Source organism: Mesorhizobium sp. 131-2-1 (assembly GCF_016756535.1).
Classification (GTDB): Bacteria; Pseudomonadota; Alphaproteobacteria; order Rhizobiales; family Rhizobiaceae; genus Mesorhizobium.
Genome location: NZ_AP023247.1, coordinates 1,904,472 through 1,929,657 on the forward strand (window position 1 = coordinate 1,904,472; position 25,186 = coordinate 1,929,657).

Annotated in this window: 22 protein-coding genes and 1 tRNA gene; 7 read left to right on the forward strand and 16 right to left on the reverse strand. The window is 64.6% G+C overall.

Going from position 1 to position 25,186, the window contains the following annotated elements:
- Positions 1-19 precede the first annotated feature (19 nt).
- A complete protein-coding gene (locus JG743_RS09355) occupies positions 20-1,243 on the reverse strand; it encodes a lytic murein transglycosylase (protein WP_202299847.1) in 1,224 nt (407 codons plus the stop codon).
- A gap of 201 nt (positions 1,244-1,444) precedes the next feature.
- On the opposite strand from JG743_RS09355, the gene galU reads away from it, so the two are divergent.
- Positions 1,445-2,359, forward strand: coding sequence for a UTP--glucose-1-phosphate uridylyltransferase GalU (gene galU, locus JG743_RS09360; protein ID WP_202302532.1), 915 nt, complete (start codon positions 1,445-1,447; stop codon positions 2,357-2,359).
- Between the two features lie 17 nt (positions 2,360-2,376).
- Here galU and JG743_RS09365 read toward each other — a convergent pair whose 3' ends face one another.
- On the reverse strand, positions 2,377-4,185 hold the full coding sequence (locus JG743_RS09365; RefSeq protein ID WP_202299849.1) for an outer membrane beta-barrel protein: 1,809 nt from the start codon (positions 4,183-4,185) through the stop codon (positions 2,377-2,379).
- A gap of 218 nt (positions 4,186-4,403) precedes the next feature.
- Between JG743_RS09365 and JG743_RS09370 the strand changes: the two genes are divergently transcribed.
- Positions 4,404-5,405 (forward strand): KpsF/GutQ family sugar-phosphate isomerase, encoded by a 1,002-nt coding sequence (locus tag JG743_RS09370; RefSeq protein ID WP_202299851.1) that lies wholly within the window; start codon positions 4,404-4,406, stop codon positions 5,403-5,405.
- A gap of 28 nt (positions 5,406-5,433) precedes the next feature.
- On the opposite strand, the gene JG743_RS09375 is transcribed toward JG743_RS09370, so the two are convergent.
- The 5 genes from JG743_RS09375 to JG743_RS09395 all read right to left on the reverse strand — a co-directional run bounded on the left by JG743_RS09375 (position 5,434) and on the right by JG743_RS09395 (position 10,715).
- Entirely contained in the window at positions 5,434-5,898 is a 465-nt protein-coding gene (locus JG743_RS09375) for an NfeD family protein (protein WP_202299853.1), read from the reverse strand.
- A gap of 20 nt (positions 5,899-5,918) precedes the next feature.
- The gene (locus JG743_RS09380) at positions 5,919-6,869 is read right to left on the reverse strand and encodes an SPFH domain-containing protein (RefSeq protein WP_202299855.1); all 951 of its coding nucleotides are present in this window, start codon (positions 6,867-6,869) and stop codon (positions 5,919-5,921) included.
- A 136-nt stretch (positions 6,870-7,005) separates the two neighbouring features.
- Positions 7,006-8,070, reverse strand: a complete 1,065-nt coding sequence (hemH, locus tag JG743_RS09385) for a ferrochelatase (protein ID WP_202299857.1) — start codon at positions 8,068-8,070, stop codon at positions 7,006-7,008.
- A 158-nt stretch (positions 8,071-8,228) separates the two neighbouring features.
- Positions 8,229-10,148 carry a bifunctional metallophosphatase/5'-nucleotidase gene (locus JG743_RS09390; RefSeq protein ID WP_202299859.1) on the reverse strand — a complete coding sequence of 640 codons (1,920 nt, stop codon included), beginning with the start codon at positions 10,146-10,148 and terminating at the stop codon, positions 8,229-8,231.
- Between the two features lie 189 nt (positions 10,149-10,337).
- Positions 10,338-10,715: a hypothetical protein gene (locus JG743_RS09395; RefSeq protein WP_202299861.1), complete on the reverse strand. Its 378-nt coding sequence runs from the start codon at positions 10,713-10,715 to the stop codon at positions 10,338-10,340.
- A 60-nt stretch (positions 10,716-10,775) separates the two neighbouring features.
- Between JG743_RS09395 and JG743_RS09400 the strand changes: the two genes are divergently transcribed.
- Entirely contained in the window at positions 10,776-10,958 is a 183-nt protein-coding gene (locus JG743_RS09400; protein WP_202299863.1) for a hypothetical protein, read from the forward strand.
- Between the two features lie 42 nt (positions 10,959-11,000).
- Here the strand turns inward: JG743_RS09400 and JG743_RS09405 are convergent, their stop codons facing one another.
- The 7 genes from JG743_RS09405 to JG743_RS09435 form a co-directional block, all read right to left on the reverse strand.
- Positions 11,001-12,446, reverse strand: coding sequence for a homospermidine synthase (locus tag JG743_RS09405; RefSeq protein ID WP_202299865.1), 1,446 nt, complete (start codon positions 12,444-12,446; stop codon positions 11,001-11,003).
- Between the two features lie 131 nt (positions 12,447-12,577).
- Positions 12,578-13,504, reverse strand: a complete 927-nt coding sequence (locus tag JG743_RS09410; protein ID WP_202299867.1) for a heme-dependent oxidative N-demethylase family protein — start codon at positions 13,502-13,504, stop codon at positions 12,578-12,580.
- Entirely contained in the window at positions 13,501-13,788 is a 288-nt protein-coding gene (locus JG743_RS09415; RefSeq protein ID WP_202299869.1) for a YciI family protein, read from the reverse strand. Before JG743_RS09415 ends, JG743_RS09410 begins: the two co-directional genes overlap by 4 nt.
- A gap of 18 nt (positions 13,789-13,806) precedes the next feature.
- Positions 13,807-14,469: an aminotransferase class IV family protein gene (locus tag JG743_RS09420; RefSeq protein WP_202299871.1), complete on the reverse strand. Its 663-nt coding sequence runs from the start codon at positions 14,467-14,469 to the stop codon at positions 13,807-13,809.
- Entirely contained in the window at positions 14,418-15,563 is a 1,146-nt protein-coding gene (locus JG743_RS09425) for an aminodeoxychorismate synthase component I (RefSeq protein ID WP_202299873.1), read from the reverse strand. The genes JG743_RS09420 and JG743_RS09425 overlap by 52 nt, the downstream gene beginning before the upstream one ends.
- 160 nt (positions 15,564-15,723) lie before the next feature.
- A complete protein-coding gene (locus tag JG743_RS09430) occupies positions 15,724-16,521 on the reverse strand; it encodes a proton-conducting membrane transporter (RefSeq protein ID WP_202299875.1) in 798 nt (265 codons plus the stop codon).
- A 366-nt stretch (positions 16,522-16,887) separates the two neighbouring features.
- A complete protein-coding gene (locus JG743_RS09435) occupies positions 16,888-18,726 on the reverse strand; it encodes a M3 family oligoendopeptidase (protein WP_202299877.1) in 1,839 nt (612 codons plus the stop codon).
- Positions 18,727-18,869: 143 nt separating this feature from the next.
- On the opposite strand from JG743_RS09435, the gene JG743_RS09440 reads away from it, so the two are divergent.
- The 3 genes from JG743_RS09440 to JG743_RS09450 all read left to right on the forward strand — a co-directional run bounded on the left by JG743_RS09440 (position 18,870) and on the right by JG743_RS09450 (position 22,855).
- Positions 18,870-20,414: a sigma-54-dependent transcriptional regulator gene (locus JG743_RS09440; RefSeq protein ID WP_202299879.1), complete on the forward strand. Its 1,545-nt coding sequence runs from the start codon at positions 18,870-18,872 to the stop codon at positions 20,412-20,414.
- 391 nt (positions 20,415-20,805) lie between these two features.
- Positions 20,806-22,644, forward strand: a complete 1,839-nt coding sequence (locus JG743_RS09445) for a DUF882 domain-containing protein (RefSeq protein WP_202299881.1) — start codon at positions 20,806-20,808, stop codon at positions 22,642-22,644.
- 137 nt (positions 22,645-22,781) lie between these two features.
- Positions 22,782-22,855: transfer RNA gene (locus JG743_RS09450), tRNA-Gln, on the forward strand.
- A gap of 117 nt (positions 22,856-22,972) precedes the next feature.
- On the opposite strand, the gene JG743_RS09455 is transcribed toward JG743_RS09450, so the two are convergent.
- Positions 22,973-23,611 (reverse strand): 2-dehydro-3-deoxy-phosphogluconate aldolase, encoded by a 639-nt coding sequence (locus tag JG743_RS09455; RefSeq protein ID WP_202299883.1) that lies wholly within the window; start codon positions 23,609-23,611, stop codon positions 22,973-22,975.
- Positions 23,612-23,795: 184 nt separating this feature from the next.
- On the opposite strand from JG743_RS09455, the gene trhO reads away from it, so the two are divergent.
- Positions 23,796-24,719, forward strand: a complete 924-nt coding sequence (trhO, locus tag JG743_RS09460; protein WP_202299885.1) for an oxygen-dependent tRNA uridine(34) hydroxylase TrhO — start codon at positions 23,796-23,798, stop codon at positions 24,717-24,719.
- Between the two features lie 34 nt (positions 24,720-24,753).
- On the opposite strand, the gene JG743_RS09465 is transcribed toward trhO, so the two are convergent.
- Positions 24,754-25,116: a YybH family protein gene (locus tag JG743_RS09465; RefSeq protein WP_202299887.1), complete on the reverse strand. Its 363-nt coding sequence runs from the start codon at positions 25,114-25,116 to the stop codon at positions 24,754-24,756.
- Positions 25,117-25,186: the final 70 nt, after the last annotated feature.

The following is a 25,186-nucleotide window of genomic DNA, read 5'->3' on the forward strand; positions in this document are numbered from 1 at the left end:
CCTCCGTCCCTGGGCGGCTCTACCTTTGCCGGAGCCATTTGAGCACTTCCATGCTCGGATAGCCGTCCTGGGTCAAGCCGGCTTTCGCCTGGAAGGCCATGATGGCAGCCTTCGATCCCTCGCCGATCTTGCCATCGAACTTGCCGTCATAATAGCCGTGCTCGGAAAGCCGCTGCTGCAATTCCTGCCTCTCCTCGAAGCTCAGCTTGGTGAAGGGCCGCTTCCAGTCCTGCACCAGGCCGGTGCCACCAGCGATTTCGTCGGCAAGAAGGCCGACGGCAAGCGCGTATTTGTCGGCGTTGTTGTAGGCCTTGATGACCGAGAAATTCTTGACCATCAGGAAGGCCGGCCCGCCGCGGCCGTCAGGCACCTTCAGTGTCGCCTTGTCGGAGCCGTTCTTGAACGGCTTGCCGTTGGCCCTGACGACGCCGAGCGCCTGCCACTGCGCCAGCGTCTTGGAGCCGGCGGGGAGCTTGCCGGCCGGCAGGGTGACCTCATAGCCCCAGGTCTTGCCGGCCTGCCAGCCATTCTTCCTGAGCAGATTGGCGGCGGTCGCCAGCGCATCGGGGATCGAGTTCCAGATGTCGCGCTTGCCGTTGCCGTCCATGTCGACGGCATAGTGCTGATAGCTGGTCGGGATGAACTGGGTGTGACCCATGGCGCCGGCCCACGAGCCGCTGAGATGGCTCTCGTCGATGTCGCCGGTCTGCAGGATCTTCAGCGCCGCGATCAGCTGGGTGCGGGCGAATTTCGCCCGCTTCGGATCGGCATAGGCCAAGGTTGCCAGGGAGCGGATGACGTTGCGCATGATGTCGTTGCGCTTGAGGATCTCGCCATAGTTCGATTCCATCGACCAGATGGCGAGCAGGATGTTGCGGTCGACACCGAACCTCGCCTCGATCCTGTCAAGCCATGGCTTCCATTTCCTGGCCATCTGCTGACCGACGGCAACCGACTGGTCGTGTACGCGGTTGTCGAAATAGTCCCAGGCGGGCGCTGTGAATTCGGGCTGGGTACGGGCCTTTTCCAGCACCACGGGGTCGACGTCGGTGATGTTCCTGAAGGCCTGGTCGTAGAGCGCGCCGGAAACGCCGCTCTGCACGGCCGTGGCGCGGAAGCCGGCGACCCATTGCCGGAACCCGGCATCGGCGAAAGCAGGCCCGGTAGGCATCAGCAAGGCAAGCGACAGGCTGGCCGCCGTCACGACGCTTGCGAGGCGCTTTGCGGTGCTGCGAACGGACATCTGTTCCTCCTTCTTCATATCAGGAAGATCATTCATCGCCGAACCCGGTTAGTATTTAGTTTACCATAGGTGGGGTTGGGAACGAAAAGACGCGACGATGCTTTACGCACTGCAAGTTTTGTAACCCGGTGTTCTTTACGTCTCGATTCCGGCGCGAAAATGTCTCAGAACGGGATTGCGGAGCAGGCAATCAAACGGATAATTGGCAGCATGAAGAGAGTTCGCAAGGCAGTCTTCCCGGTCGCTGGTCTCGGCACGCGGTTCCTTCCCGCCACCAAGGCCATTCCCAAGGAGATGCTGACCGTCGTCGACCGGCCTGTCATCCAGTATGTGGTCGATGAGGCGCGCGAAGCCGGCATCGAGCATTTCATCTTCGTCACCGGCCGCAACAAGGCGGTCATCGAAGACCATTTCGACGTCCAGTTCGAGCTCTACGACACGCTTGCCCAGCGCGGCAAGGACGACCAGCTTGCCCGCCTGCAGCGGCTGCAGCCGGCGCCGGGCCAGACCAGCTTCACCCGCCAGCAGGTGCCGATGGGGCTTGGCCATGCCGTTTGGTGCGCCCGCGAGTTGGTCGGCGACGAACCGTTCGCGCTTTTGTTGCCCGACATGATCATGCAGTCGGAAAAGAGCTGCATGAAGGACATGGTCGAGCTCTATGCCGAGACCGGCAACAACATCATCGCGGTGCAGGAATGCGATCCGGCCGAAGCGCATAAATACGGCATCGTCGGCCGCGGCGAGGACACGCATCACGGCTTCCGCATCACCAGCATGGTCGAGAAGCCGAAGGCTGGCACCGCGCCCTCGAACCTGTTCATCAACGGCCGCTATATCCTGCAGCCGGAGATCTTCGGCATCCTCGAAGGCCAAGAACGCGGCGCCGGCAACGAGATCCAGCTCACCGACGCGATGCTGCGGCTGGAAAAGCAGCAGCCCTTCTACGGCTACCACTACCAGGGCCGAACCTTCGATTGCGGCTCGCCGGAAGGCTTCGTCGAGGCCAATGTCGCCTTCGCGCTTTGGCGCAACGACATGAACGCCAGCATGGCCGGCGTCATCCGCACGCTTTTGGATGAGGTACAGCCGTCGGAGCGGCGCGGCGCCGCTTTCTAGGCGCCTTCCGACGTTCCCTAGCGCTGCACCTTCAGCCCCAGGAAGACGCTGTTGGCGACATAGTCGCGGCCGGGCAGGTTGCTGGTCAGCTTCTCCGTCCTGACCCTTGTGGTGAGGCCGGCATAGCGGTTCAGCCACCATGTCAGCCCGGCCTCGGCGCTCACAATGAGATCGTGGCCGTCGGAGCCGGTATAGTCTCGCCAATCGAGGCCGAGCGCGGAATTCGCCGTCAGATTGGCGCGGATCTGCCGCTCGCCGGTGAGCCGGCCCGAGTAGAGCACATCGCCACTTTCCCCAGCCGTGGTCGTGCTCTCGATAGTGGTCCTGCCCGTGAGTCCGACGATGGTGCCGCGCTCGGGCGACCATTTGAGATCGGCGTTGACGTACGGGCCTGCGTTGGCCGGCAGGCGGTCGTCATCGATCGCTTCGCGCAGCCATCCGACGGAGAATTCGCCCGACAGCTTGTCGTCCATGTCGAGTTCGAGGCCGGCGCGCGCGCCGAGCCTGGTCGAGGATCGCTCGTACAAGTTGCTGTCGAGGCGCTGATCATAGATCCGCCGCCCGGCCTCTACCTCGGCGAAGGGGGTGATGGCGGGTGAAATCTCGTAGCCGGTGCGCAAGGTCGCGGAGTAGAGCGTCGAGTCGCGATCCTTCTGCGACAGCGTGGTGCCGTCCGAAAGATTGGCGTCGCCGAAGAAGTCATGCGTGATCGCGCCGGTCAGCGCGTAGCGCATCTTGCCGACGTCCTTCTCGATGCCGAGGCTGCCGTCCACGGTCTGCCGCAGCGGCTGCGAGGTGACACCGGCGATCGCATCCGGCGAGGAGGCCGATTCCGGCACCGCCTCGTAGCCAAGCTTGGCGATGGCGCGCAGCTCATTGTCGAGGTCGACATTGAGCTGGCCCTCGATGCGGCCTTGCGCATCGTTGATCTTCTGGCCCGCGACTGTGTTGCGGAAAATGCCGTAGCCGTCGATGACGGCCGAGTTCTCGCGCCAGTCGGACGCGGCGGTGAAGCGCAACGCCGTCTCCGACAGCACTGCCGACCTGCCGCCGCTACTGGCATCGGCATTCGACGAGGCGGTAAGGCCCTGCTCGAGCGTCGGCTTGAACACGAAGGTGCCGACCTTGATGCCGGTGGCGGCAAAAGGATCGTCCTCCGGTTTCTTGTTCTGGCTCTCGATGGACTGGGTGCGCTCGGCGCCGGGGTCGAGCTTCCGCCTGTCGACGCTGTCGATGGTGACCGCGCGGCGGTTGGCGCCGTCCTCGTCCCCTGCGGCGATGCCGGCGTCGTCGGAGGCGGTGGCCCCGGTCGTCGTTGCGTCGGTCTGCTGCTTGGTCTTCTTCCTGTCGGCGACCTTCGTCTTGTTCTTTTTGCCGGTGTCCTTGTCGTCGGCCTTCTTGTCCGTGGCGTCGACGCGCTGCCTGGCGGTCGAGGTCCGGCGCGGCTTGACAGGGGCAGGGGTGTCGGCGAACGGATCGTCGGTGGCGGCCGGCTGGTCGAAGATGCTGCCGTTGGCGGCTGTCGCATCGGTGTCGTCAGGCACCGCGCCGGGACTTGCCGGCGCATAGGTGTCGGCGGGCGCGCTGGTGTCGGCGGCCGCGGTCTCCGGCGCGTTTTGATCCTGGGCGCGGGCCCTGCTCATCTGCCTGACCTTGCGCTGCTGGTCCGACAGGATCGCCGATTCCGAAACCTCGCCGCGCAGTTCGGTTTCCTGGGCCTGGAGCGGCATCGGCCGCAGCAAAGCCAGGACGCTCGCCGCCAGCAGCAGCGTGCTGATGGCCTTGCCCGTTCGACCTCTTTTCGTTTCAGGCTGGGCCCCGGTCATCGTCACCACTGCTTGCGCGGCGCAGGCGCGCCATACTTACCGAACCGTAAATGGGGATGGTTAACGGAGGGTTGAGGCAGGCGGTTCTCTCACGCATTCGGTGCACCGGATTCTGAACGCCGAGCGGTTTCGATAACGGACAGAAAGCAGGGTCGGGGCCGACCGCAGGTGCCATTTCTGTTGGACAGGCGCGCGGCAAAGCGCTAAGCGCATCAGCCATGCATGCGGGGTCCCCAGAAAAGAATCGGCCGAACAGGCAGGATTCGATCGATTCGGCGCTGAGAACCGTGGCGACCGAGCAGGCCGGCGTGGCCGTGCTTGCCGCCGCGCTTGAGAACGGGCTGGCCGAGCCCTTCGCGCACGCCGTCGAGCTGATTTCGGGCATCGAGGGCCGCGTCATCGTCACCGGCGTCGGCAAGAGCGGCCATATCGGCTCCAAGATCGCCGCTACGCTCGCCTCGACCGGCACACCCGCCTTCTTCGTTCACCCGGCCGAAGCCAATCATGGCGATCTCGGCATGATCGCCAAGGACGACGCCATCATCGCCATGTCGTGGTCGGGCGAAAGCAAGGAACTGATGGGCATCGTCGCCTATTCCAGGCGTTTTTCGATTCCGCTGATTGCGATCACCGCCGGCGAAACCTCGGCCCTGGCGCGCGCGGCCGACGTGGTGCTTCTTCTGCCGCTGGCGCCCGAAGCCTGTCCGCACGGCCTTGCGCCAACGACATCGACGCTGCTGCAGTTGGTTACAGGCGATGCGCTGGCCATCGCGCTACTCGAGGCGCGTGGCTTCACGCCTGATCATTTCCGAACCTTCCACCCCGGCGGCCAGCTCGGCGCCAACCTGACCCTGGTCTCCGAGATCATGCGGGTCGGCGATCAGGTTCCGCTTGCCCTTCTTGGCACCAAGATGCCGGAAGCGGTTATGACGCTGTCACAGAAGAAAGTCGGCTGCGTCTGCATCGTCGATGCGAGCGGCGCACTGGTCGGGATCATCACCGACGGCGATGTCGCGCGCAACCTGCACCGCAATCTTGCCGACGTCACCGTGGACGAGGTCATGACCCGTACGCCCAAGACGATTGATCCGCAGACGCTTGCGGGTACGGCGATCGCGATCCTCAACGAGCACAACATTGGCGCACTGGTCGTGACCAGGAACAATATGCCCGTGGGGGTGGTTCACTTCCACGACCTGCTGCGCATCGGCGCCGCCTGACCGGTTTTGCCTGTACTTCCAACCTGAGTCAGACAGCTTCGACGGTCAGCTCCAGGTCGGTATCGGCTGCTCCCGTTACGCGCACTTGCGTGCCTGCCGGCAGGTCCGGACCGGAGACACGCCACAGCGTGTCACCGAGCTTGATGCGGCCGCGGCCGTCCTTTATCGGCTCGGCAAGGGTCGCCATCTTGCCGACCATCTGTGCGCCACGCCGGTTGAGCAGCGGCTGATCCGTGGGATCATGCCGTCCACCGACCAGTTTCTTGCCGACATAGGCCGAAACCAACGATAGCGCGAGAAAGGCAAGCACCTGGATTTGCCAGGTCCAGAAGCTTGCGTCCCAGATGAGCAGCGACACCACGCCGATGATCAGGGCGGCAATGCCGATCCACAGCATGAAGATACCGGGCGCGATGACTTCCATCACCAGCAGGACGAAGCCCAGAACCATCCAGTTCCACGGGCCAAGTTCGGAAATGATGCGGTCGAGCATGGGAGTGCGCTCCTAGGATGTCAATTCTCGCTCGGACGAACCACCGGCGGGCGCGCGGCCTGCCGCTGCGCGCCAGTCGTGCCTTCGCTGCGGAAGACTTCCTTGGCAATCTCGCCGATGCCGCCGAGCGTGCCGATGAGCGATGAGGCCTCCAGCGGCATCAGCACGACCTTGCTGTTCGTGGCAGAGCCGATCTTGGTCAGCGCTTCGGTATATTTCTGCGCGACGAAGTAGTTCAGCGCCTGGACGTCGCCCTTGGAGATGGCTTCCGAGACGACCTGCGTGGCGCGGGCTTCGGCCTCGGCCGAACGTTCGCGCGCCTCGGCGTCGCGGAAGGCGGCCTCCTTGCGGCCCTCGGCCTCGAGGATCTGTGATTGCTTGAGGCCTTCGGCGGCGAGGATCTGGGCGCGCTTGTTGCGCTCGGCGGTCATCTGCCGACCCATCGACTCGATGAGATTGGCCGGCGGGTTGATGTCCTTGATCTCGACGCGGGTGATCTTGATGCCCCAGGGGTGCGCGGCTTCGTCGACGACGCGCAGCAGGCGCTCGTTGATGGCGTCGCGGTTAGACAGTAGCTCGTCGAGGTCCATCGAACCCATGACGGTGCGGATATTGGTCATCGTCAGGTTGAGGATGGCGTTCTGCAGGCCGGAGACCTGGTAGGCGGCCTGCGCCGCATTGAGGATCTGGAAGAAGGCGATGCCGTCGACACCCACTATGGCATTGTCTCGGGTGATGATTTCCTGGCTCGGAACGTCGAGCACCTGCTCCATCATGTTCATCTTGGCGCCGATACGGTCGACGAACGGCACGATGAGATTGAGTCCTGGGCTCAATGTCTTGGTATAACGGCCGAAACGCTCAACCGTATAATTGTAGCCTTGGGGTATTGTCCGGATGCCCTTGAAAAGCACCAGCACGACAAGTGCAACAAGAACCATAATGGCGATGTCGAAACCGCTGAAGCCCATTTCGTTTCTCCCTCAAAAGCCCACGACCTCACGAAATCACTTAAGTGTGTTTCCGCAGCGTTACAATCAGGTGATCACGAATATTGGCTCGCGGAGGCTTTTGCGCACCGGTTTCAGGGGGCGGCGACCAAGACTGTCACACCCAGCCGGACAGTTCGCGCCGCACCAGCGCCTCGATCACGGCCATGCCTTCGGCGCTGTCGTTGAGGCAGGGGATGTGGGCGAAGTTCTTGCCGCCGGCATGATGGAAGGTTTCGGCCGCCTCGCGGCCAATCTCGTCCAGCGTCTCGATGCAGTCGACGGAGAAGCCGGGGTTGACGATGGCGATCGATTTGACGCCGTCCTTGGCGAGCTTCTCGACCGTGACATCCGTATAGGGCTGCAGCCACTCTTGAGCGCCGAAGCGCGACTGGAAGGTGGTGATCAGCTTGTTCCCGTCCCAGCCAAGCTTCTCGCGCAGCAGCCTGGTCGTCTCCAGGCAGTGGGCCTGATAGGGATCGCCCTTGTCGGAATAGGGTTTCGGGATGCCGTGATAGGAGGCGATGACCACTTCCGGCTCGAAGTCGAGGCTCGCCAGATGCCGTTCGATCGAGCGGGCGAGTGCCTCGATATAGACGGGCTCGTCATAGTAGGGCGGCACGCTGCGGATCGCCGGCGCGCGCCTCATCTTCATCAGCGCGCGAAACAGCTGGTCGTTGGCGGTCGCGGTGGTCGTCGCCGAATATTGCGGGTAGAGCGGGAAGGAAAGAATGCGGTCGCAGCCCTGCTCGACCAGCCGTTGGGCGACGCTCGCGGTCGAGGGGTTGCCGTAGCGCATCGCCCAGTCGACCACGACGTCCGGCAGGTCGCCAAGCGCCTTGGCGAGCTTCTCGCCTTGCGCGCGGGTAAAGGTGCGCAGCGGCGACTCGTTCTTCTCCCGGTTCCAGATCCTGGCGTAGTTGGCGCCGGATTTCTTCGGACGGGTGGTCAGCACCAGCCCGTAGAGGATCGGATACCAGACCGCCTTGTTGAGCTCGATGACGCGCGGGTCGGAGAGGAATTCCCTGAGATAGCGCCACATTGGCTTGAACTCGGTGCCGTCGGGCGTGCCGAGATTGACCAGCATGACGCCGACCTTGCCGGCCTTGACCGGCACGGAACCCGCCGGCAGCGGGCCGGCGGGCCTCGTGGCTTTGGGGTCGAGTTGGCTGGACAGAGTCATCAGGGTCTCCAGCACCGCGAAACCAGCGGTGACGCGGCGAAACTAACGATGCGGCCCTGGTTTGCAATGCCGCGTCTGGCCGCACCTTATCGGTTCCCGCCTGAAATAGGACACCCGCCCGGTTTCCCGGACGGGTGTCAACAAACCCAAGGAAGGAACTACTTCGCGGCCGGCGGAATGGTCAGCGTCGCACCAAGCGGCAGCCGACGCGGCTTGTAGTCCTTGTTGGCCTCGGAGATCAGCTTCCACTTGGTACCGTCGCCATAGGCCTTCTTTGCCAGATCCCAGAAGGTATCGCCGGCGATGATGACGTGGCTGGCTTCGGCAGGCGCCGCCTCGGCAGGCTTTGCCGGCTCGGCGGCCGGGGCAGGGGCCGCTTCCGCGGGCTTAGCCGGTTCGGCCGCGGGTGCTGCCGGCGCCGCTTCGGCGGGCTTGGCCGGTTCGGCCGCGGGCGCCGCCGCGACGGTCGCCGCGATCTCGGTGATGCGGCCGTCTAGCTTCGGCGTATAGGGCCGATGCGCGCCGAGATAGTCGGCGACGACCTGCTCCAGGCCCGGGCCGTAGTCATAGGCGTTCTTGGCCTTCTCGGCGAAGACCTTGTAGCCGTCGCCGCCCTGGCGGACATAGTTGTTGGTGGCGACCAGATAGTCCTTGTCGGGATTGATCGGCGTCCAGGCGCCGTTCTCCATCACCTCGACCGACTTGACGCGTCCAGCGTTCGGCGCGACCGACTTGTCGAAGGAATATTTCAGGCCGGCAACCTGCGGGAAGCGCCCGGCGCCGTCCTCGATCTGGCTGAGGCCACTTTCGAGGCCGGTGACGAGGTCCTTGCCCGAGATCTGGAAGGTCGCCAGCGTGTTCTGGAACGGCAGCACGGTCAGCACCTCGCCCATGGTCACGGTGCCCTGGTCGATCGATGCGCGCAGCCCGCCGCCGTTCGAGATGGCGATCTCGACGCCCTGGCCCTTGACGCGGTCGAGGATGGCATCGGAGACGAGGTTGCCCATCTCGCATTCGCGGGCGCGGCAGTTGTCGCGGCTACCGTCGATAGGCTTGGTGGTCTCTGCGACCTCCTTGTTCTTCAATTCCTCGATCGGCGCGCCGAGCTCCTTGATGCGGGCAAGCACGGCCGGATCGGGCGTGATCGACTTGTCGAGGAAGATCGGATCGCCGCTCGCTTCCTTGACCACGCCATTGTCGTCGAACACGACCTTGAACTCGCCGAGATATTTCGAATAGGACGCCGCCTGCACGACCGGCACCTTGTAGCCGTCGGGGTTGTCGACCATCGTCGGATAGGGGCCAGCCGCCTTCGGATCGGTGTTCGACAGAAGCGTGTGGCTGTGGCCGCCGACCACGATGTCGATGCCGGGGATCTTGGCGATGACATCGCGCTCGCGGTTGTAGCCGATATGGGTCACCGCGATGATCTTGTTGACGCCTTGCGCCTTCAGCTTCTCGACCTCGGCGGTGATCGACTTGACGTCGTCGGCGATGGCGATGTTGGGGCCGGGCGAGGCAAGCTCCGGCGTGTCGTTGGTGACCGCGCCGACAATGCCGATCTTCTGGCCGCTGACCTCAAGCACGATCGACGGCTTGATCTTGCCCGCGGCGCCCGACTTGTCGTTGGGCACGACATTGGCGCTGACGACCGGGAACTTCGCCTTGTCGAGGTAAGGCACCAGCGCGCTCTCGCCGTCGTCGAATTCGTGGTTGCCGAGCGTCACCGCGTCGGGCTTGATCTGGTTGAGGAATTCCTCCTCCGCGGCACCCTTGTAGGTGATGTAGAAGAGCGAGCCCTGGAAGCTGTCGCCCGCATTGAGCAGCAGCACGTTCTGGCCCTCGAGCTTCTTGCGTTCCTGCGCGATCGCGGTCACCAGCCGGCCGGCGCCGCCAATGCATTCGCCTTTGGTCTCCTCCTCGGCGGAGCACGTCGACTCGTATTTGTTGTTGCCTTCAATGCGGCTGTGCCAATCATTGAAATGCAGGATGTTCAATGTGTAGTCGGCAAAGGATGATCCGGCGGACAGGCCAAGCGTGGATGCTGAAAGAGCGGCGATGGCGGCGATCTTCTTCATTCTCGTCTCCCGGATGACCTTGAACCAGAGGCGCTTAACGCCCTCGCTTGACTGGGCATAACAACCAGCTGCCGGCCATGTTCCCATCGCGTTTTCATCGATGCAAGCGGAATCGGGCCGGCATTGCCGGGCGCAAAAAAACGGCGGCTCGCGGGCCGCCGTTCTTGGAGAAGCGAATGATGTGCCGGCTCAGGTGCGCCGCGTCAGCACGAAGTTCTGGCCCGACGCGCTGGTGCAGTTGAGCTGGCTGATGGAGATCATCAGGCAGTTGAAGCTGACCGGTGTCTGGCGGATCAGCGAAGTGCCGTGGATCTCGACCGAAGTCGCCCCAGTCATGGTGTAGCTGCCTTCGGCGAGCTTCTGGCCGGTGTCGGTGGCGACTGTGGTGAAGGTGCCGGCGGTGAAGCTCGACAGACCGGTGCCCTTGGCGTCGATCCAGGAGCCTTCGACCCCTTTGGGCGCCGCCGCCATCGGCGGTTGCTCGGGGCCACCGGTCATGCAGCCGGCAAGCGACGCCATCAGGGCGCCCGCAGCGCCCATAGAAAGTACCTTGCGCGCAATCGTCATGTGAAAAAATCCTCTCCTCATGCATCGGCCCGAAGTCGATCCGATCTTCGGAAAGGCACGATGCGTGCATTCAAAGTGCTGGAGCGTACTTTCCAAATCGACGCGCGTCGCTCCAGGCCGCGCCCCTTCAATCGCCCGATTTCCGGGCGATTGCAAGGCATCGCGGCATGTCGGCGCCGCTTCGGCCTGAAAATCGAAAATCGATTTTCAGGAAGCGCGATGGGCCTAGTTTCAATGACTTAGGGCGCTCTTGCGCGTCCAAAGGCACACGCGCGCGCTAACCCGCTATCGCACCAGAATGTTGCGGAATTGCCACGGGTCGTTCTTGTCGAGATCCTCGGGGAACAGCCCCGGGCGGTTATCGAGCGGCGTCCAGTCGGTATAGTAGCCCTTGACCGGTCCGAGATAGGGGAACTGCACTTCCAGGCAGCGCCTGTAGTCCATCTCGTCGGCCTCGACGATGCCAGCTTGCGGGTTTTCCAGCGCCCAGACCATGCCGGCAAGCACCGCCGAGGTGACCTGCATGCCGGTGGCGTTCTGATAGGGGGCGAGCTTGCGCGCCTCGGCCAGCGACAGCTGCGAACCGTACCAGTAGGCGTTCTTGTCGTGGCCGTAGAGCAGCACGCCGAGCTCGTCGATGCCGTCGACCAGCTCGTTCTCGTCCAGCACGTGGTGCACGGGCTGCGCCTTGCCCGAGTCGCCGAACATCTCGTGCAGCGACAGCACAGCGTCGTTGCAGGGGTGATAGGCATAGTGGCAGGTGGGTCGGTAGTGGACCTTGCCCTTCTTGCCGCGCAAGGTGAAGAAGTCGGCGATCGAGATCGCCTCGTTGTGCGTCACCAGGAAGCCGTATTGCGCGCCGGGCGTCGGACACCACGAGCGCACGCGGGTGTTGGCGCCGGGCTGTTCCAGATAGATCGCCGCCTGCGACCCGTTCTTGTGCTTCTTGGCGTTCTTCGGCATCCAGGTCTCATGCGTGCCCCAGCCGAGCTCGGCCGGCTGCATGCCCTCGGAGACGAAGCCCTCGACCGACCAGGTGTTCCAGAACACGTCCATCGGCTTCGGCTTCTTGGTGCGCTGGGTGTCGCGCTCGGCGATGTGGATGCCCTTGACGCCGGCCTTCTTCATCAGCTTCGCCCAGCCCTCGCGGTCGGTCGCGGCCGGCTCGGCAAACTCCAGCCCGAGATCGGTGGCAAGGTTGACCAGCGCCTGCTTGACGAACCACGAGACCATGCCCGGATTGGCGCCGCAGCAGGAGATCGCGGTGGTGCCGCCAGGGTTCTTGGCGATTTCCTCGCGCACGCTTTCGCGTAGCGCGTAGTTGGTGCGCGCGGCATTGTCGGCCTTGTCATCGAAGTAGAAGCCGAGCCAGGGCTCGACCACCGTGTCGACATAGAGCACGCCGAGCTTGCGGCAGAGCTTCATCAACTCCAGCGAGGAGGTGTCGACCGACAGGTTGACGCAGAAACCCTGGCCGCCACCATTGGTCAGAAGCGGCGTGAGCAGCTTCTTGTAATTCTTCTTGGTCACGGCATCCTGCATGAAGGTGATGCCGCGCTCGTCGAGCAGCTTGCGGTCGGTGTCGCGCGGGTCGATCACCGTCATGCGCGACTTGTCGAACTTGAAATGGCGTTCGATCAGCGGCAGCGTTCCCCGTCCGATCGAGCCGAAGCCGATCATCACGACGGGACCGGTGATTTCACCGTAAACGGGCCAGTTTTCATTCGCCATTTTTTCAGACACTCCATTAAACAGGGCAAAAGCCGGGCGTTTCTGCCGGACGGCCAAGCGCTACACCACAGATCATTGTCATAAACCAGTGAAAAGCGCCAACCACTGGCCAGGCTCGCCTGACGGCGTGGTTAAGCTGCAATGGCCATGCTGGCGAGGAGGGCGACAAGCCGGTCGCGGTCGGCGGTCAGCCCCTTGTAGTCAAGCTGTGCTTTGTCGAGTGCCTCCAACTGCGCGGCGAAGGATGCCGCGAGCGTCGCCCTGTCGGGATGGCGCGCCAGTACCTTGAGCGGGTCGAGATGGATGCGGATGGTGAACAGGATGTCGCGCGAGACAGGCAGCTTGCGCAGCGTCTGGCGCTCGACGCGGATGAAGGCATGGGCGTCGACGTCGCCATCGGGGAAGCGGGTGGGTCGATTTGTGGCGCGGTCGATGCGCTGGAGGTTGGAGAGCGGATGGTAGAGGGCGTCGCCGGCCTGGATCGACCAGTTGTAGCGCTCCACAGCCTGACCCTGGAGACCGTCGAACATGCGGTTGATCAATTCGGCCGGACGTGTGCCGGGCCCGAACCCTGGCACCGGCGCATGGATCTGCTGCAGCGGCTTGCCGAATTTCTCCTCGAGAGACCAGGACGAGGGGAAGCAAAGCGAGCCGGCGGCGAGCCGCCAGCCGCTTTCATCCCGGCGCATCAGGATCAGGTCCTCCTGGACGAGCAGGGATGCCAGCACGAGCGGCGCCGCGCGCAGGGCCACGGCCGGGCCGCTGCCGCTTTCGGCGCCAATGACCTCAATGCCGGAGCCGGTATCGCGATGGCTCCCGGGGTGTTTCGCCGCGAGATAGGCGACGATCAGATCGAGCACCTCCTGCTGGGCCTCGCGCGTGCCGTCTTCCTCGACGAAGACCTTCTCGGGGATTTCCGCGTAGAGTCGGCGCTTCTCGGCGAGATGAGGCAAAAGATATTCGTCGACATCGATCCACTGGTCGAGGCCGAGCGGCTTCAGCCCGATGGTGAAGGGCTTCGACGAGCCGTCATAGGGCGTATGGGCGGGCCCGTTCATGCTTCCTTGAACGCGTCGAGTTGAGCGGCTGTCATTTTCGCCGTGAATTCGGTGATGTCATAATCGGCGGCGCCGGCCGTGGCGAACGGATCGGCGGCCAGCCTGGCGTCCAGCACGTCGCGCGGGCCGCGCGCGATAATGACGCCGCCGGTCCGTGGCCGCTTTGGCCCGGAGGCGACGAAGATGCCCTCCGCATAGCAGGCCTTCAGCCACTCGACATGCGCGGCTTGCAGCCGATCGATCTCGGTAAGTGGCACCTTGTAGTTCAGCGATACGACGAACATCACTCTCTCCAAACCTACTCAGGCCAACCGTGCGGGGATGAGGCCGCGCAGCGAATTGCCGACGAAGATCGCTTTCGCCGACTTCAGATCGTCAAGGGTGTAGATCGCTTCGCGAGCGCGGCCTTCATCCAGAAGCTCGCCGCGCAATACGCCAGGCAGGAGGCCGCAGTCGAGCCGGGGCGTCGCCAGCACGCCGTCGCCGTAATCGGCGAAGATATTGGTGATCGTGCCCTCGCAGAGCTCGCCGCGTTCGTTGGCGAGCAGCACCTCGTCGGCGCGGCTGGCGAGATATTCGGCGCGTGCACGCTGGTAGGTGTCGCGGCGGCTGGTCTTGTGGCGCAAAAGCATGTCACCGGAATCGAGCCGGATCCGCGCCAATTGCAGCCGCCAGACCTTGTCGGCGGCGAGCGACTCATAGGGCTGGGCGGCAGCCGTCACGTCGCCATTGCGCGCCAGCACCAGACGGGTGCGCAAGGCGATCGTTTGCCGGCCAACCGTGTCCATGAGCACTTCGCCGACCCGTTGCGGATCACAGGCAAAGCCCAGCTCGGCCGCCGAAGCATAGAGCCGCGCGAGATGCCGCTCGAAGCGCAGGAAGCCAGAGCCCCGCTCCCAGCGCATGGTCTCGATCAGCTCGAAATCGGCACGGTCCCGGTCGCGAAGCGGGCTTTCAAGAGACACTCCTGATACTCCTCCTCGGCGGTGGAATCGAAGACGACGCCGCCGCCGACATTGTAAACGGCCTCGCCGCTGGAAAAGAGCGAAATGGTGCGGATTGCCACGGAAAAGCGCATCGTGCCCCCTGGCGCAATCCAGCCGATTGCGCCGCAATAGACGTCGCGCGGTGTGCGCTCGAGATCGTGCAGGATCTCCATGGCGCGGATTTTGGGCGCGCCGGTGATCGAGCCGCAGGGAAACAGCGCCGCAAGGACTTGGCGGATGCCGACATCCGGCAGCAGCCTCGCCCGCACGCGGCTCACCATCTGGTGCACGGTCGGATAGGTCTCGATGCGGAAAAGTTCCGGCACCTCCAGCGTGCCGACTTCGCTTATCAGCGAGATGTCGTTGCGCAGGAGGTCGACGATCATGCGGTTCTCAGCCTGGTTCTTCTCGTCCTTGCGCAGGAACGATTTCAGCCGTGCGTCCTCTGCCCTGGTCGCGCCGCGCGGCGCCGTGCCCTTCATCGGATGCGTCTCGATCATGCCTTCGGCGTCGATTTCGAAGAAGAGTTCCGGCGAGCGCGACAGCACAATGGGGTCACTGAGCGAAATCAGCGCGCCGTATTTCACCGGCTGGCGTTCGGTCAGCGCGTCGAAGGCGGCGAGCGGATCGCCGGACCACTGCGCGCGCACGGGGAAGGTCAGGTTGCCCTGGTAGCAGTCACCCTTGCGGATGTGGTCGTGCAATCGGGCGAAACGCTTTGCATAGTCCTGCGCCGACCAGGCCGCCCGGGCGTCGAAGATCGGGCCGTTGGTTGCCGGGCCGGCGCGGCGCGGCACCGCCTGTTCGACGGGAGCATCGAAGATGCCGAAGCAGACCAGCGGCGTGCGCCGCCCCTCGGGTAGCAGCGGCACCAGTTTCGGCTCGAGCAGGTAGCCAGCCTCGTAGGAGAGGTATCCCGCCAACCATTTGCCGGCGTCGGATGCCGCCTGCGCGGCTGCGAGCGCCGGCAGGAAATCGCCCGCGTCGAGCGCCACGATGATCTCGGCCGGCCGGTCGAAGACCAGCTGGCGGCCGCTCTCGTCGTTGCGGAAAATGGCGGAGGGCAGGGACATGGTTCGGGGTTGCAATCGATGGCGCCAGCGATGGCTCTATATGGGGGCTTGGCGGCGCGCAATCGAGGGAGCGGCGTCCAGGGACGCAAAGGTGGCTGGACCAAAAGAAAGCGGCAGTGCCCAGGACAGGCACCGCCGCTCTGTCACGTGCGGAGCGGGATCAGGTGTTGCTGGCGGTTCCCGCGGTCGGGAAGCGGCGGGCGAATTCCTTCTCGTCGCCGGCGGCGAGCAGCTTGGCCTGCTCGACCCACTGCTCGCGCGCGATACGACCATCGAAGTTCAGCACCTCCTCGATCCGCTTGACGTCGGCTGCTGTCCAGGCGCCAATCTGGGCATAGCTTGTAACCCCAAGGCCCTTGAGCAGCTTCTCGTTGACCGGACCGATGCCGATCAGGCGGCGCAGATTGTCGGGCTTGCCCGTCGCCGCCTTGCCCGCTGCCGCTTTGGCCGAAGCCGGTGCGGCCTTCTTGGTTGCAGCCTTGGGCGCCGCGGCTTTGGATGCGGCAGGTTTCGGCGCCGCGGCTGGCTTGGTTGCCGCTGGCCTGGTTGCCGCCGGCTTGGCTGCCGCCGGCTTGGCGGTGGCGGATTTGGCAGCGGCGGATTTGGCGGCGGCAGGCTTGGCGGCGGCAGGCTTGGCCGTAGCCGATTTGGCCGGAGCGGACTTGGCCGAAGCGGGGGTTGAGACAAGCGCCGCCGGCGCGGAGGCGGAGGCCTTCGCCGCACCGGACGCTGCCGGCGCCTCGCGCAGCCGGCGTTCGAGATCGGCGCGGGCGCGGCCGCATGCATCGAGCTCTCCGGTCAGCCTGTCGGTATCGGCGCGCAGCCTGTCGCGCTCGCTGCGCGTGCGGTCCAGGTCACTGCGTAGGCTGTCGATCTCGCCGCGCAGTCGGCCCCAGAGGAACCAGCCAACCAACACACCCACGATGAACGCCAGGAGAACGTAGAAAAAAGTGCTCATTCCCTCTCTCCAGTCCGATCCGTCCGCCACGGCCTGGAGTGACGACCTTGGCGCAAGGACCATTCAATGGTTCCGCGCTTGCGGAACAGCCGGCTTCAACAGAGCTGTCGGCGCTCGGCTCTTCGCCCATGGCCAACGGCTGCATCGCATTCGCCGAAATGTCGCCACCGGCCGAAGATCGTCCCTGGCCTGAGCATTGCGTCCGGCTGAGCTTGAGGCGGGACGCTACCATATGACTTGCGGAAAGCTAACGGAAAAAACTCCCGGAGAGTTCTTCAAGAACAGATATTTATGCCAAGAATAGAGCCATCCCGACATGCGTCCCGGCTAAACTATTCTGGCGCGGCCCGAAGTCAAAATGGCGCGTCACTTATCCAGCGCTTCCAACTCGTCGATCAGGCCGCCGATCACGCCAAGCCCGATCTGCCAGAAGGCGGGGTTGGTGGCATCGAGACCGAACGGCGCCAGCAGCTCGGAATGATGCTTGGTGCCGCCGGCGCGCAGCATCTCGAAATACTTCTCCTGGAAGCCGCGCTCGGCATTCTGGTAGACCGCGTAGAGCGAGTTCACCAGGCAATCGCCGAAGGCATAGGCATAGACGTAGAAGGGCGAATGGATGAAGTGCGGGATATAGGTCCAGAACACTTCATAGCCGTCGCGCAGCCTGATCGCCGGCCCCAGGCTTTCGGCCTGCACCTCGAGCCAGAACTGGCCGAGCCCGTCGGAGGTCAGCTCGCCGTTCTTGCGCTCGGCATGCACCTTGCGCTCGAATTCGTAGAAGGCGATCTGGCGCACCACCGTGTTGATCATGTCCTCGACCTTCTGGGCCAGCATGGCCTTGCGCTCGCGCCGGTCGGTTGTCTGGTCGAGCAGCGAGCGGAAGGTCAGCATCTCGCCGAAGACGGAAGCCGTCTCGGCCAACGTCAGCGGCGTCGAGGCCATCAGCGCGCCCTGGCCGCCGGCCAGCACCTGATGCACGCCATGGCCAAGCTCATGCGCCAGCGTCATCACATCGCGCGGCTTGCCCATGTAATTGAGCAGCACATAGGGATGCGCCGACGGCACGGTCGGATGGGCGAAGGCGCCGGGCGACTTGCCGGGCCTGACCGGCGCGTCGATCCAGTTGCGGTCGAAGAAGGTGCGGGCGATTTCGGCCATGTCGGGCGAAAAGCGCTGGTAGGCCGACAGCACCGTGTCCCTGGCGTCGTCCCAGCGGATGACCGCCTGCGGGGTCTCCGGCAAGGGGGCGTTGCGGTCCCAGTGGTTCATCACCTCCATGCCGAGCCAGCGTGCCTTCATCGCATAGTAGCGGTGCGACAGGCGCGGATAGGCCTCGCGCACGGCGGCTGCAAGCGCGTCGACCACGCCGCGCTCGACGCGGTTGGCGAGGTGGCGTGAATCGGCGATATCCTCGAAGCCGCGCCAGCGGTCGGAAATCTCCTTGTCCTTGGCCAGCGTGTTGGTGATCAGCGTGAAGGTGCGCAGATTCTTGCGGAAGGTCGCGGCCAGCGCGTCGGACGCCTGGCGGCGCACCTCGCCATCGGCGTCCTGCAGGCGGTTCAGCGCCGGCTCCAACGCCAGCTCCTCGCCGCCGACGTCGAAGCGCAGATCGGTCATCGTCTCATCAAACAGCCGGTTCCAGGCGCCGCGTCCGGTGATCGACTTCTCGTGGAAAAGCTGCTCGACCCTATCCTCGAGCTGGTAGGGCTTGTCCTTCCTGAGGTCGAGCACCCAGGGCCGGTAGTGGGCAAAGGCCGGGTCGGCGGCGAGCGCGCTTTCGATCACGGCGTCGTCGATCAGGTTGAGCTCGAGCGCGAAAAACAGCAGATGCGCGCTGGCGTCCGTCATTTTCTCCTGGATGTCACCATAGAGCTTGGCGCGCTGCGGATCGGCGGTGTTGCCGGCGTAGATCAGCCCGGCATAGGAGACGATGCGGCCGATCAGCTCCTCCAGCGCCTCATAGGCCTGCAAGGCTTCGCCCAGACGGCCGGCGACGCCGCGCTCGGCTTCGGCGGCAAGCGTGCCCTTCCAGCGGGTCTCGAAGCTGACGGCATCCTGCGCGGCCCTGGCAATGTCGCGCTTCAGCTCGGGCGCTTCTATGCCGGAATACAGATCGGCGAGGTTCCATTCCGGCAGGTCGCCAAGCTCCGCGGCGCCGTGACCGGACGCAGTCGCCGAAAACCGCCGATCATGAATCATGCGCATCAAAAATACCTTCCAGAACGAGGGGGAAAGGGGAGGCCGGTCAAATCCTAAGGAATTCGTTCACCGGGTTTTTTGAAACCTTATTTAGAACCCTGTGCCAAGATGATCCACGGGGATTTCTCGGGCCGGGCAATAACACAGTCATGACAGGTTCCATACTCATAGTCGATGACGATCCCGTGCAGCGCAGGCTGCTCGAGGCGGCGGTAACGAAATTCGGCCACGCGGCGATCGTGACCGATGGCGGCGAGGCGGGGCTTGGCGCTCTCGACGGGCCCAATGCGCGCGAGGTATCGGTGGTGATCCTCGACCTCGTCATGCCGGGGCTCGACGGCATCGGCGTCCTGAAGGCGATGCGCGAGCGCGGCATCCATGTTCCGGTCATCGTGCAGACCGCGCAGGGCGGCATCGAGACCGTGGTTTCGGCGATGCGCCATGGCGCCTTCGATTTCGTCGTCAAGCCGGCCTCGCCCGACCGGCTGCAAACCGCGATCTCCAACGCGCTGAAGGTCGAGGCGGTCGAGGACGAGATGAAGCGCACGTCGCGGCGGCGCGGCGGCCATCTGACCTTCAAGGACCTGATCACGCACAGCCCGGCGATGGACCGGGTGATCCGGCTCGGCCAGAAGGCGGCGGCATCCAACATCCCGATCCTGATCGAGGGCGAATCGGGCGTCGGCAAGGAGCTGGTGGCGCGCGCCATCCAGGGCAGCGGCGACCGCCGCTCGAAGCCGTTCATCACCGTCAATTGCGGCGCCATTCCCGACAATCTCGTCGAATCGATCCTGTTCGGCCACGAGAAAGGCTCCTTCACCGGCGCCACCGAAAAGCATACCGGCAAGTTCGTCGAGGCGCATTCGGGCACGCTGTTCCTCGATGAGATCGGCGACCTGCCGCTCGACGTGCAGGTCAAGCTCCTGCGCGCCGTCCAGGACGGCGAGGTCGACCCGGTCGGCGGACGCTCGACCGTCAGGGTCGACATCAGGCTGATCTCGGCGACGCACCGCAATCTCCTGCAGCAGGTCAAGGACGGACGATTCCGCGAGGACCTGTTCTACCGGCTCAACGTCTATCCGATCTTCGTGCCGCCGCTGCGCGACCGCCGCGACGACATCCCCTATCTGGTCAGGCACTTCATGGAGAAGGTGGCGCCGGCCGATCCGCGGCGCCGTCTGCAGGGCATCTCGGCGAGGGCGCTCGCCATGCTGCAGGCCTATGACTGGCCGGGTAACATCAGGCAACTGGAGAACGCCGTTTTCAGGGCCTCGGTGCTCGCCGAGGGCGAAATGCTGACGGAAGAGGAGTTTCCGCAGATCCGCGCGCAGATCGAAGGCACGGTCAATCTCGATGCCGAGGTCGCAACCTCCGCTCCCAGCCAGCCGCTCGGCAATGGGTCGGGAGAGGCTCTAGCCGCGGCCGGCGAGCCGGGGTCGGCCACCGCCGAGCCCGATCCTCCTGCCATATTGCAGCCACGTTTCGGGACGCTCAGGGCGCTTGACGAGCGCGGCAACGTGCGTGCGCTGGCCGAGGTCGAACTGGAGATGATCAAGCTGGCCATCGACCACTATAACGGCCAGATGAGCGAGGTCGCGCGCCGTCTCGGCATCGGCCGCTCGACGCTCTACAGGAAGCTCAAGGAATACGGCATCGACCCGGAAAGCGGCCGCATCGAGCGCCTCGCCTCCTGACCAATCGAGCCGATATCGCAAGCTCCGGACCAGTTTTGTTGCCTAGTAACGGCGCGATCGGCATCGGTCGCCGAGCTGGCGGCGTCCTGACGATGCGGTCGCGGTCGCGATCACGCGATTAAGGCTAACGGTAACAGATCGTGTTTCGTCCGAAGGCGGAAACATGATCTAAACCAGCAGTTTACCAAGAAACCCGGTGCAATATTTTTGACGGGATATCGCCACGGTGTTACCGCATTTCGGCTTCAATAAGCGATGATTAACCATTAGGATCGATATTCGGATGTGAAAACCACGCATCCGTTTGGGCAAATCCGGGGACAAACGGCAGCCTGCAAGGCCTTTTGATTTGAACAAAGTCGAACGACATACAGACGGGCGGCATTATCACATGAGCGTCTGGCCGAGGTGGCTGGCAGCGGTGATTTTTGCGTTTTGTTTCCTTGCGGCGGCAGCGACCGGGGCCAGCGCCGAAGTTCGTTCGCTGAAGCTCTATCATCTCCACACACATGAAAAGGCCGAGATCGTCTACAAGCGCAACGGGCGCTACGATCCCGAAGGCCTGCGCAAGATCAACATCATCCTGCGCGACTGGCGTCGCAACGAGCCGACCAAGATGGATCCGCGTCTGCTCGACCTCGTCTGGGAAGCCTATCGGCAGAGCGGCGCGACCGACTACATCCAGGTCGTTTGCGGCTATCGCTCGCCGGCGACGAACTCGATGCTGCGCAGCCGCAGCAGGGGCGTCGCCGAGAAAAGCCAGCATATGCTCGGCAAGGCCATGGACTTTTATATCCCCGGCGTCCCGCTGAAGAAGCTGCGCAACATCGGTCTCAAGATGCAGGGCGGCGGCGTCGGCTACTACCCTTCATCGGGCTCACCCTTTGTCCATATGGATGTCGGCAATGTACGCCACTGGCCGGGCATCAGCCGCCAGGAACTGGTCGGGCTGTTCCCCAACGGCAAGACGCTGCATGTGCCGAGCGACGGCCGGCCGCTGCCTGGCTATGAGCAGGCGATGGCCGCCTACAAGGCGCGCAGGGGCGCCGGCACTCCCAACATCGAGCTAGCCAGCGCCGGCGGCTCGACCAAGCGGTCCGGTGGGCTGCTTGCAGCCTGGTTTGGCGGCGGCGACGACGAGGCGGACGACAGCGCCGATGTCGCGACAGCAGCGCCTGCGCCCAAGCCGAAGACTGTGAAGCCGGCGATGGCCGCCAAGAGCAGCAACCTGCCGGGCATCGCGATCGTCTCGCCGCAGGACGCCAAGCGCGCCAACATTCCGCAGATCGCCGACGACAGCGACGACGCCGATTCGCAGCCGCAGCAGGACACGCCGGAGACGATCATCGCCGCGCTGCCGCCGAAGGAAGTCCCGGTGCCCAATTTTGCGCCGCGCCCGAAGGTCGATGTCGGGCAGCAGCCTGAAAACGTGCCGTTCGGCGTGGCGGATGCCACCGGCACCACCGAGCAGTCGGTGGCGACGGCGCAGGCGCCGGCCAGCGTGCCCTTCGGCATGGCCAATCCGGCCAGCGCCGATGCCGCTGCCGTCGATCCGGCGCAGGTCGCGGTCAACAACATCCCGCTGCCGACCTGGCGCCCCGACCGCTCGCTGCCGGCCGACCTAGCGGCCCCGGACAAGAATGTGCTGCTGGCGCTGGCCGATACCGCCCAGCACAACAAGACCGCGACCGATGCGTTCTCGGCGCTGCCGACGGCGCGCCCGGACGAGGCCAGGCCGGATGAAGTCAAGGCTGTTCTCGATGAGGCCAACGCCACGGGCGAAGCCATTGCCGCTGGCGGCGACTACCAGCTCGCTTCGCTCGAGCCGCGCTCGGCATTCAACGATCCGTCCGGCGTCGACGCGGCCTCGCCGCGCCAGGCCATCGCCGCCCGCCCCGCCGGTTCCGATCCCGCGCTGGCGATCGGCGCCGGCGTGAAGACGACGCGCAAGGAAGCAAGGGCAACCGCCGCCGACCTGAGGCCAGGCCCCAAGGCGATGGTGGTTGCCGCCGCGCCGCAGGCCGCACGCTGGGCGCTGAACAGCGGCGAGTACGTCGCCACCGTCTCCAGCGCGACGACGGCGCCGCGCTATGCCTACAACATCGTTCATACGCCACCGAGCGAGGTCTACACGGCAGGCTTCCAGGCCGACAACCAGATGGTGGATGCCAACCGGTTCACCGGCAACGCGGTAAAATTCCTTTCGGTCGCCCGCTTCCAGACCAAGTAGTCAACAGGCCAGACATCGCAAAAGCCGCGCCGGGCGACCCGCGCGGCTTTTGCTTTTCAGGCATGCAATTGCGCGGCGCCGTTCGGCTCGGCACTGGCTTCGACCGGGCCGGGATGCTAACGACGTGACGCCTGCTTTCCCGCTTCGTCTAACGGTAGGACAGCGCCCTTTGAAGGCGTGAATCGTGGTTCGAATCCATGAGCGGGAACCAGCCGGCCGAACTGCACATGCCGGCCTGTGCGCGGCGGGCTCGAGCCTGCTGATCACGCAGGACTAAACTTGTCGTGATGGCCTGAGCCGGCCGGGTTTTTCATGACCCGGAGAGGCTCTACTTTTTGAGCTTGCTCGCCGCGCGAGCCAGGGCTTCGATCTCATCCCACTTGCCGGCCTTGACCATATCGTCGGGCGCTACCCAGGAGCCGCCGACGCAGATGACGTTGGGCAGCGCGAGATAGTCGGCGGCGTTCTTGGCGCTGATGCCGCCGGTCGGGCAAAACTTCACGTCGGCAAGCGGCGAAGCGAAGGCTTTGAGCGAGGCGATGCCGCCGGATTGTTCGGCCGGGAAGAATTTCAGGAAGCGCAAGCCGGCCTCGCGGGCGGCCATGATCTCGCCGGGCGTGATGGCGCCAGGCAGCAGCGGCACCTCGCTGTCCTTCGCCGCCGCCAGGAGCTGGCTGGTGATGCCGGGGCTGACGATGAATCTAGAGCCGGCCCTGGCTGCCTCGTCGAACTGCCTGGCGTCGAGAATGGTGCCGGCGCCGACGATGGCGTCCTCGACCTCGCCGGCCACGCGCCGGATCGCTTCCAGCGCATCGGCGGTCCTGAGCGTGATCTCGATCGCCGGCAGGCGGCCGCGGGCGAGCGCGCGGGCAAGCGGCACCGCGTCAGCGACATTGGCGATCTTGAGCACTGGAATGACCGGCTGGCCATTGAGGAGCGACAGGAGCTTCTCGGTCTTGCTGGGCATGCGCTTGTCTCTCCGGTATCGATCGATTTCAACCGATTAACAGAAGGGGTATCCCGAGTCCACGAAACGTGGCGTGTCGCGATGTCACGCATCGTGGCAGGCGAGGTGGCAACGCCCTGCTTCGGAAGGCAAGGCCATTCGCCCTGCCTTGAATCGGCTTTCACCACAGTTTAGTGGCTTGGCTATGACAATTTCCACCCAACCCATCCGTGTCGCCGCGCTCTACCGCTTTGCCAGGCTCGATGGCTTCGAGGCGTTGCGCGCCCCGCTCGCGGCCTTCTGCTGCGGGCGCGGCATCAAGGGCACGCTGCTTCTGGCGCGGGAGGGCATCAACGGCACCGTGGCCGGCAGCGAGGCCGCTATCGCCGCGCTGATCGACCATCTGAATTCCATCGAAGGCCTTGCCGGCATCGAGGTGAAGTACAGCGTTGCCGCCGAAATGCCGTTCCACCGCATGAAGGTGCGGCTGAAGCGCGAGATCGTCACCATGGGCGTCGAGGACCTCGATCCGGCGAGCAGCGCCGGCACCTATGTCGCGCCGGCCGACTGGAACGCGCTGATCTCGGATGAAAACACCATCGTCATCGACACGCGCAATGCCTATGAGGTGTCGATCGGCACTTTCAAGGGCGCGGTCGACCCGGCAACCGCAAGCTTCCGCGAGTTTCCGGCCTGGGTCGAGCGGCATCGCGATGAGCTCGAGGGCCGCAAGGTGGCGATGTTCTGCACCGGTGGCATTCGCTGCGAGAAGGCGACGGCCTATGTGAAGTCGCTCGGCTTCGAGGATGTGTTCCACCTGAAGGGAGGCATCCTCAAATATCTCGAAGAGGTGCCCGCCGAGCAGAGCCTGTGGCAAGGCGAATGTTTCGTCTTCGATGAACGCGTGTCGGTGTCGCATGGCCTCGCCGAGGGCGAGGCCGAGCTCTGCCGCGCCTGCCGGCATCCGCTGACGGTCGAGGACCGGCTATCGCCGCACTATGCCGCCGGGACTTCCTGCCCGCATTGTCACGAGGTCCGCTCCGACGCGGATCGCGCCCGCTATGCCGAGCGCCAGCGTCAGGTCGAGTTGGCCGAGGCGCGGGGCAAGGCTCCGCATATCGGCAGTTGACGCCGGCGCGAGGCCGCCGCCGGTCTTGGCCGCATCACCATGAGACGGAGTAGCGGTCGATGGCCCACAGCCAGGTGCCATCGGCCTGGCGGCGGGCGACTTCGGTGGTGACTGTGCCGTCGGGAAGCCGGGTCGAGGTGAGCGCGAGGTCGCCGTTGATGGCGGCGGGGCGCTGTTCGCCGCGCTGGAATTTCCGTCCCGTCGCGGCGATCTCGGTGAACAGCGCGCGGATCGCCTCGCGGCCCCGCGTCAAGTCCTTCTCGCCGCTGTCGACGACGGCGTCAGGCTCGAACAGCGCCACCATGCCGTCGATATCGCCCGCCCATTGCCGGGCGATCAAAAGACGTTCCAGATCCTGCGGATCACGCGCAAGCTGGCGGTCCTGTTCATCGGCCACGGCAAGGCTCCTCTCCACAACAGAACCGAGATTAGTCGAAGCCAATGCCGGTTTCGACACATCGTTTTCA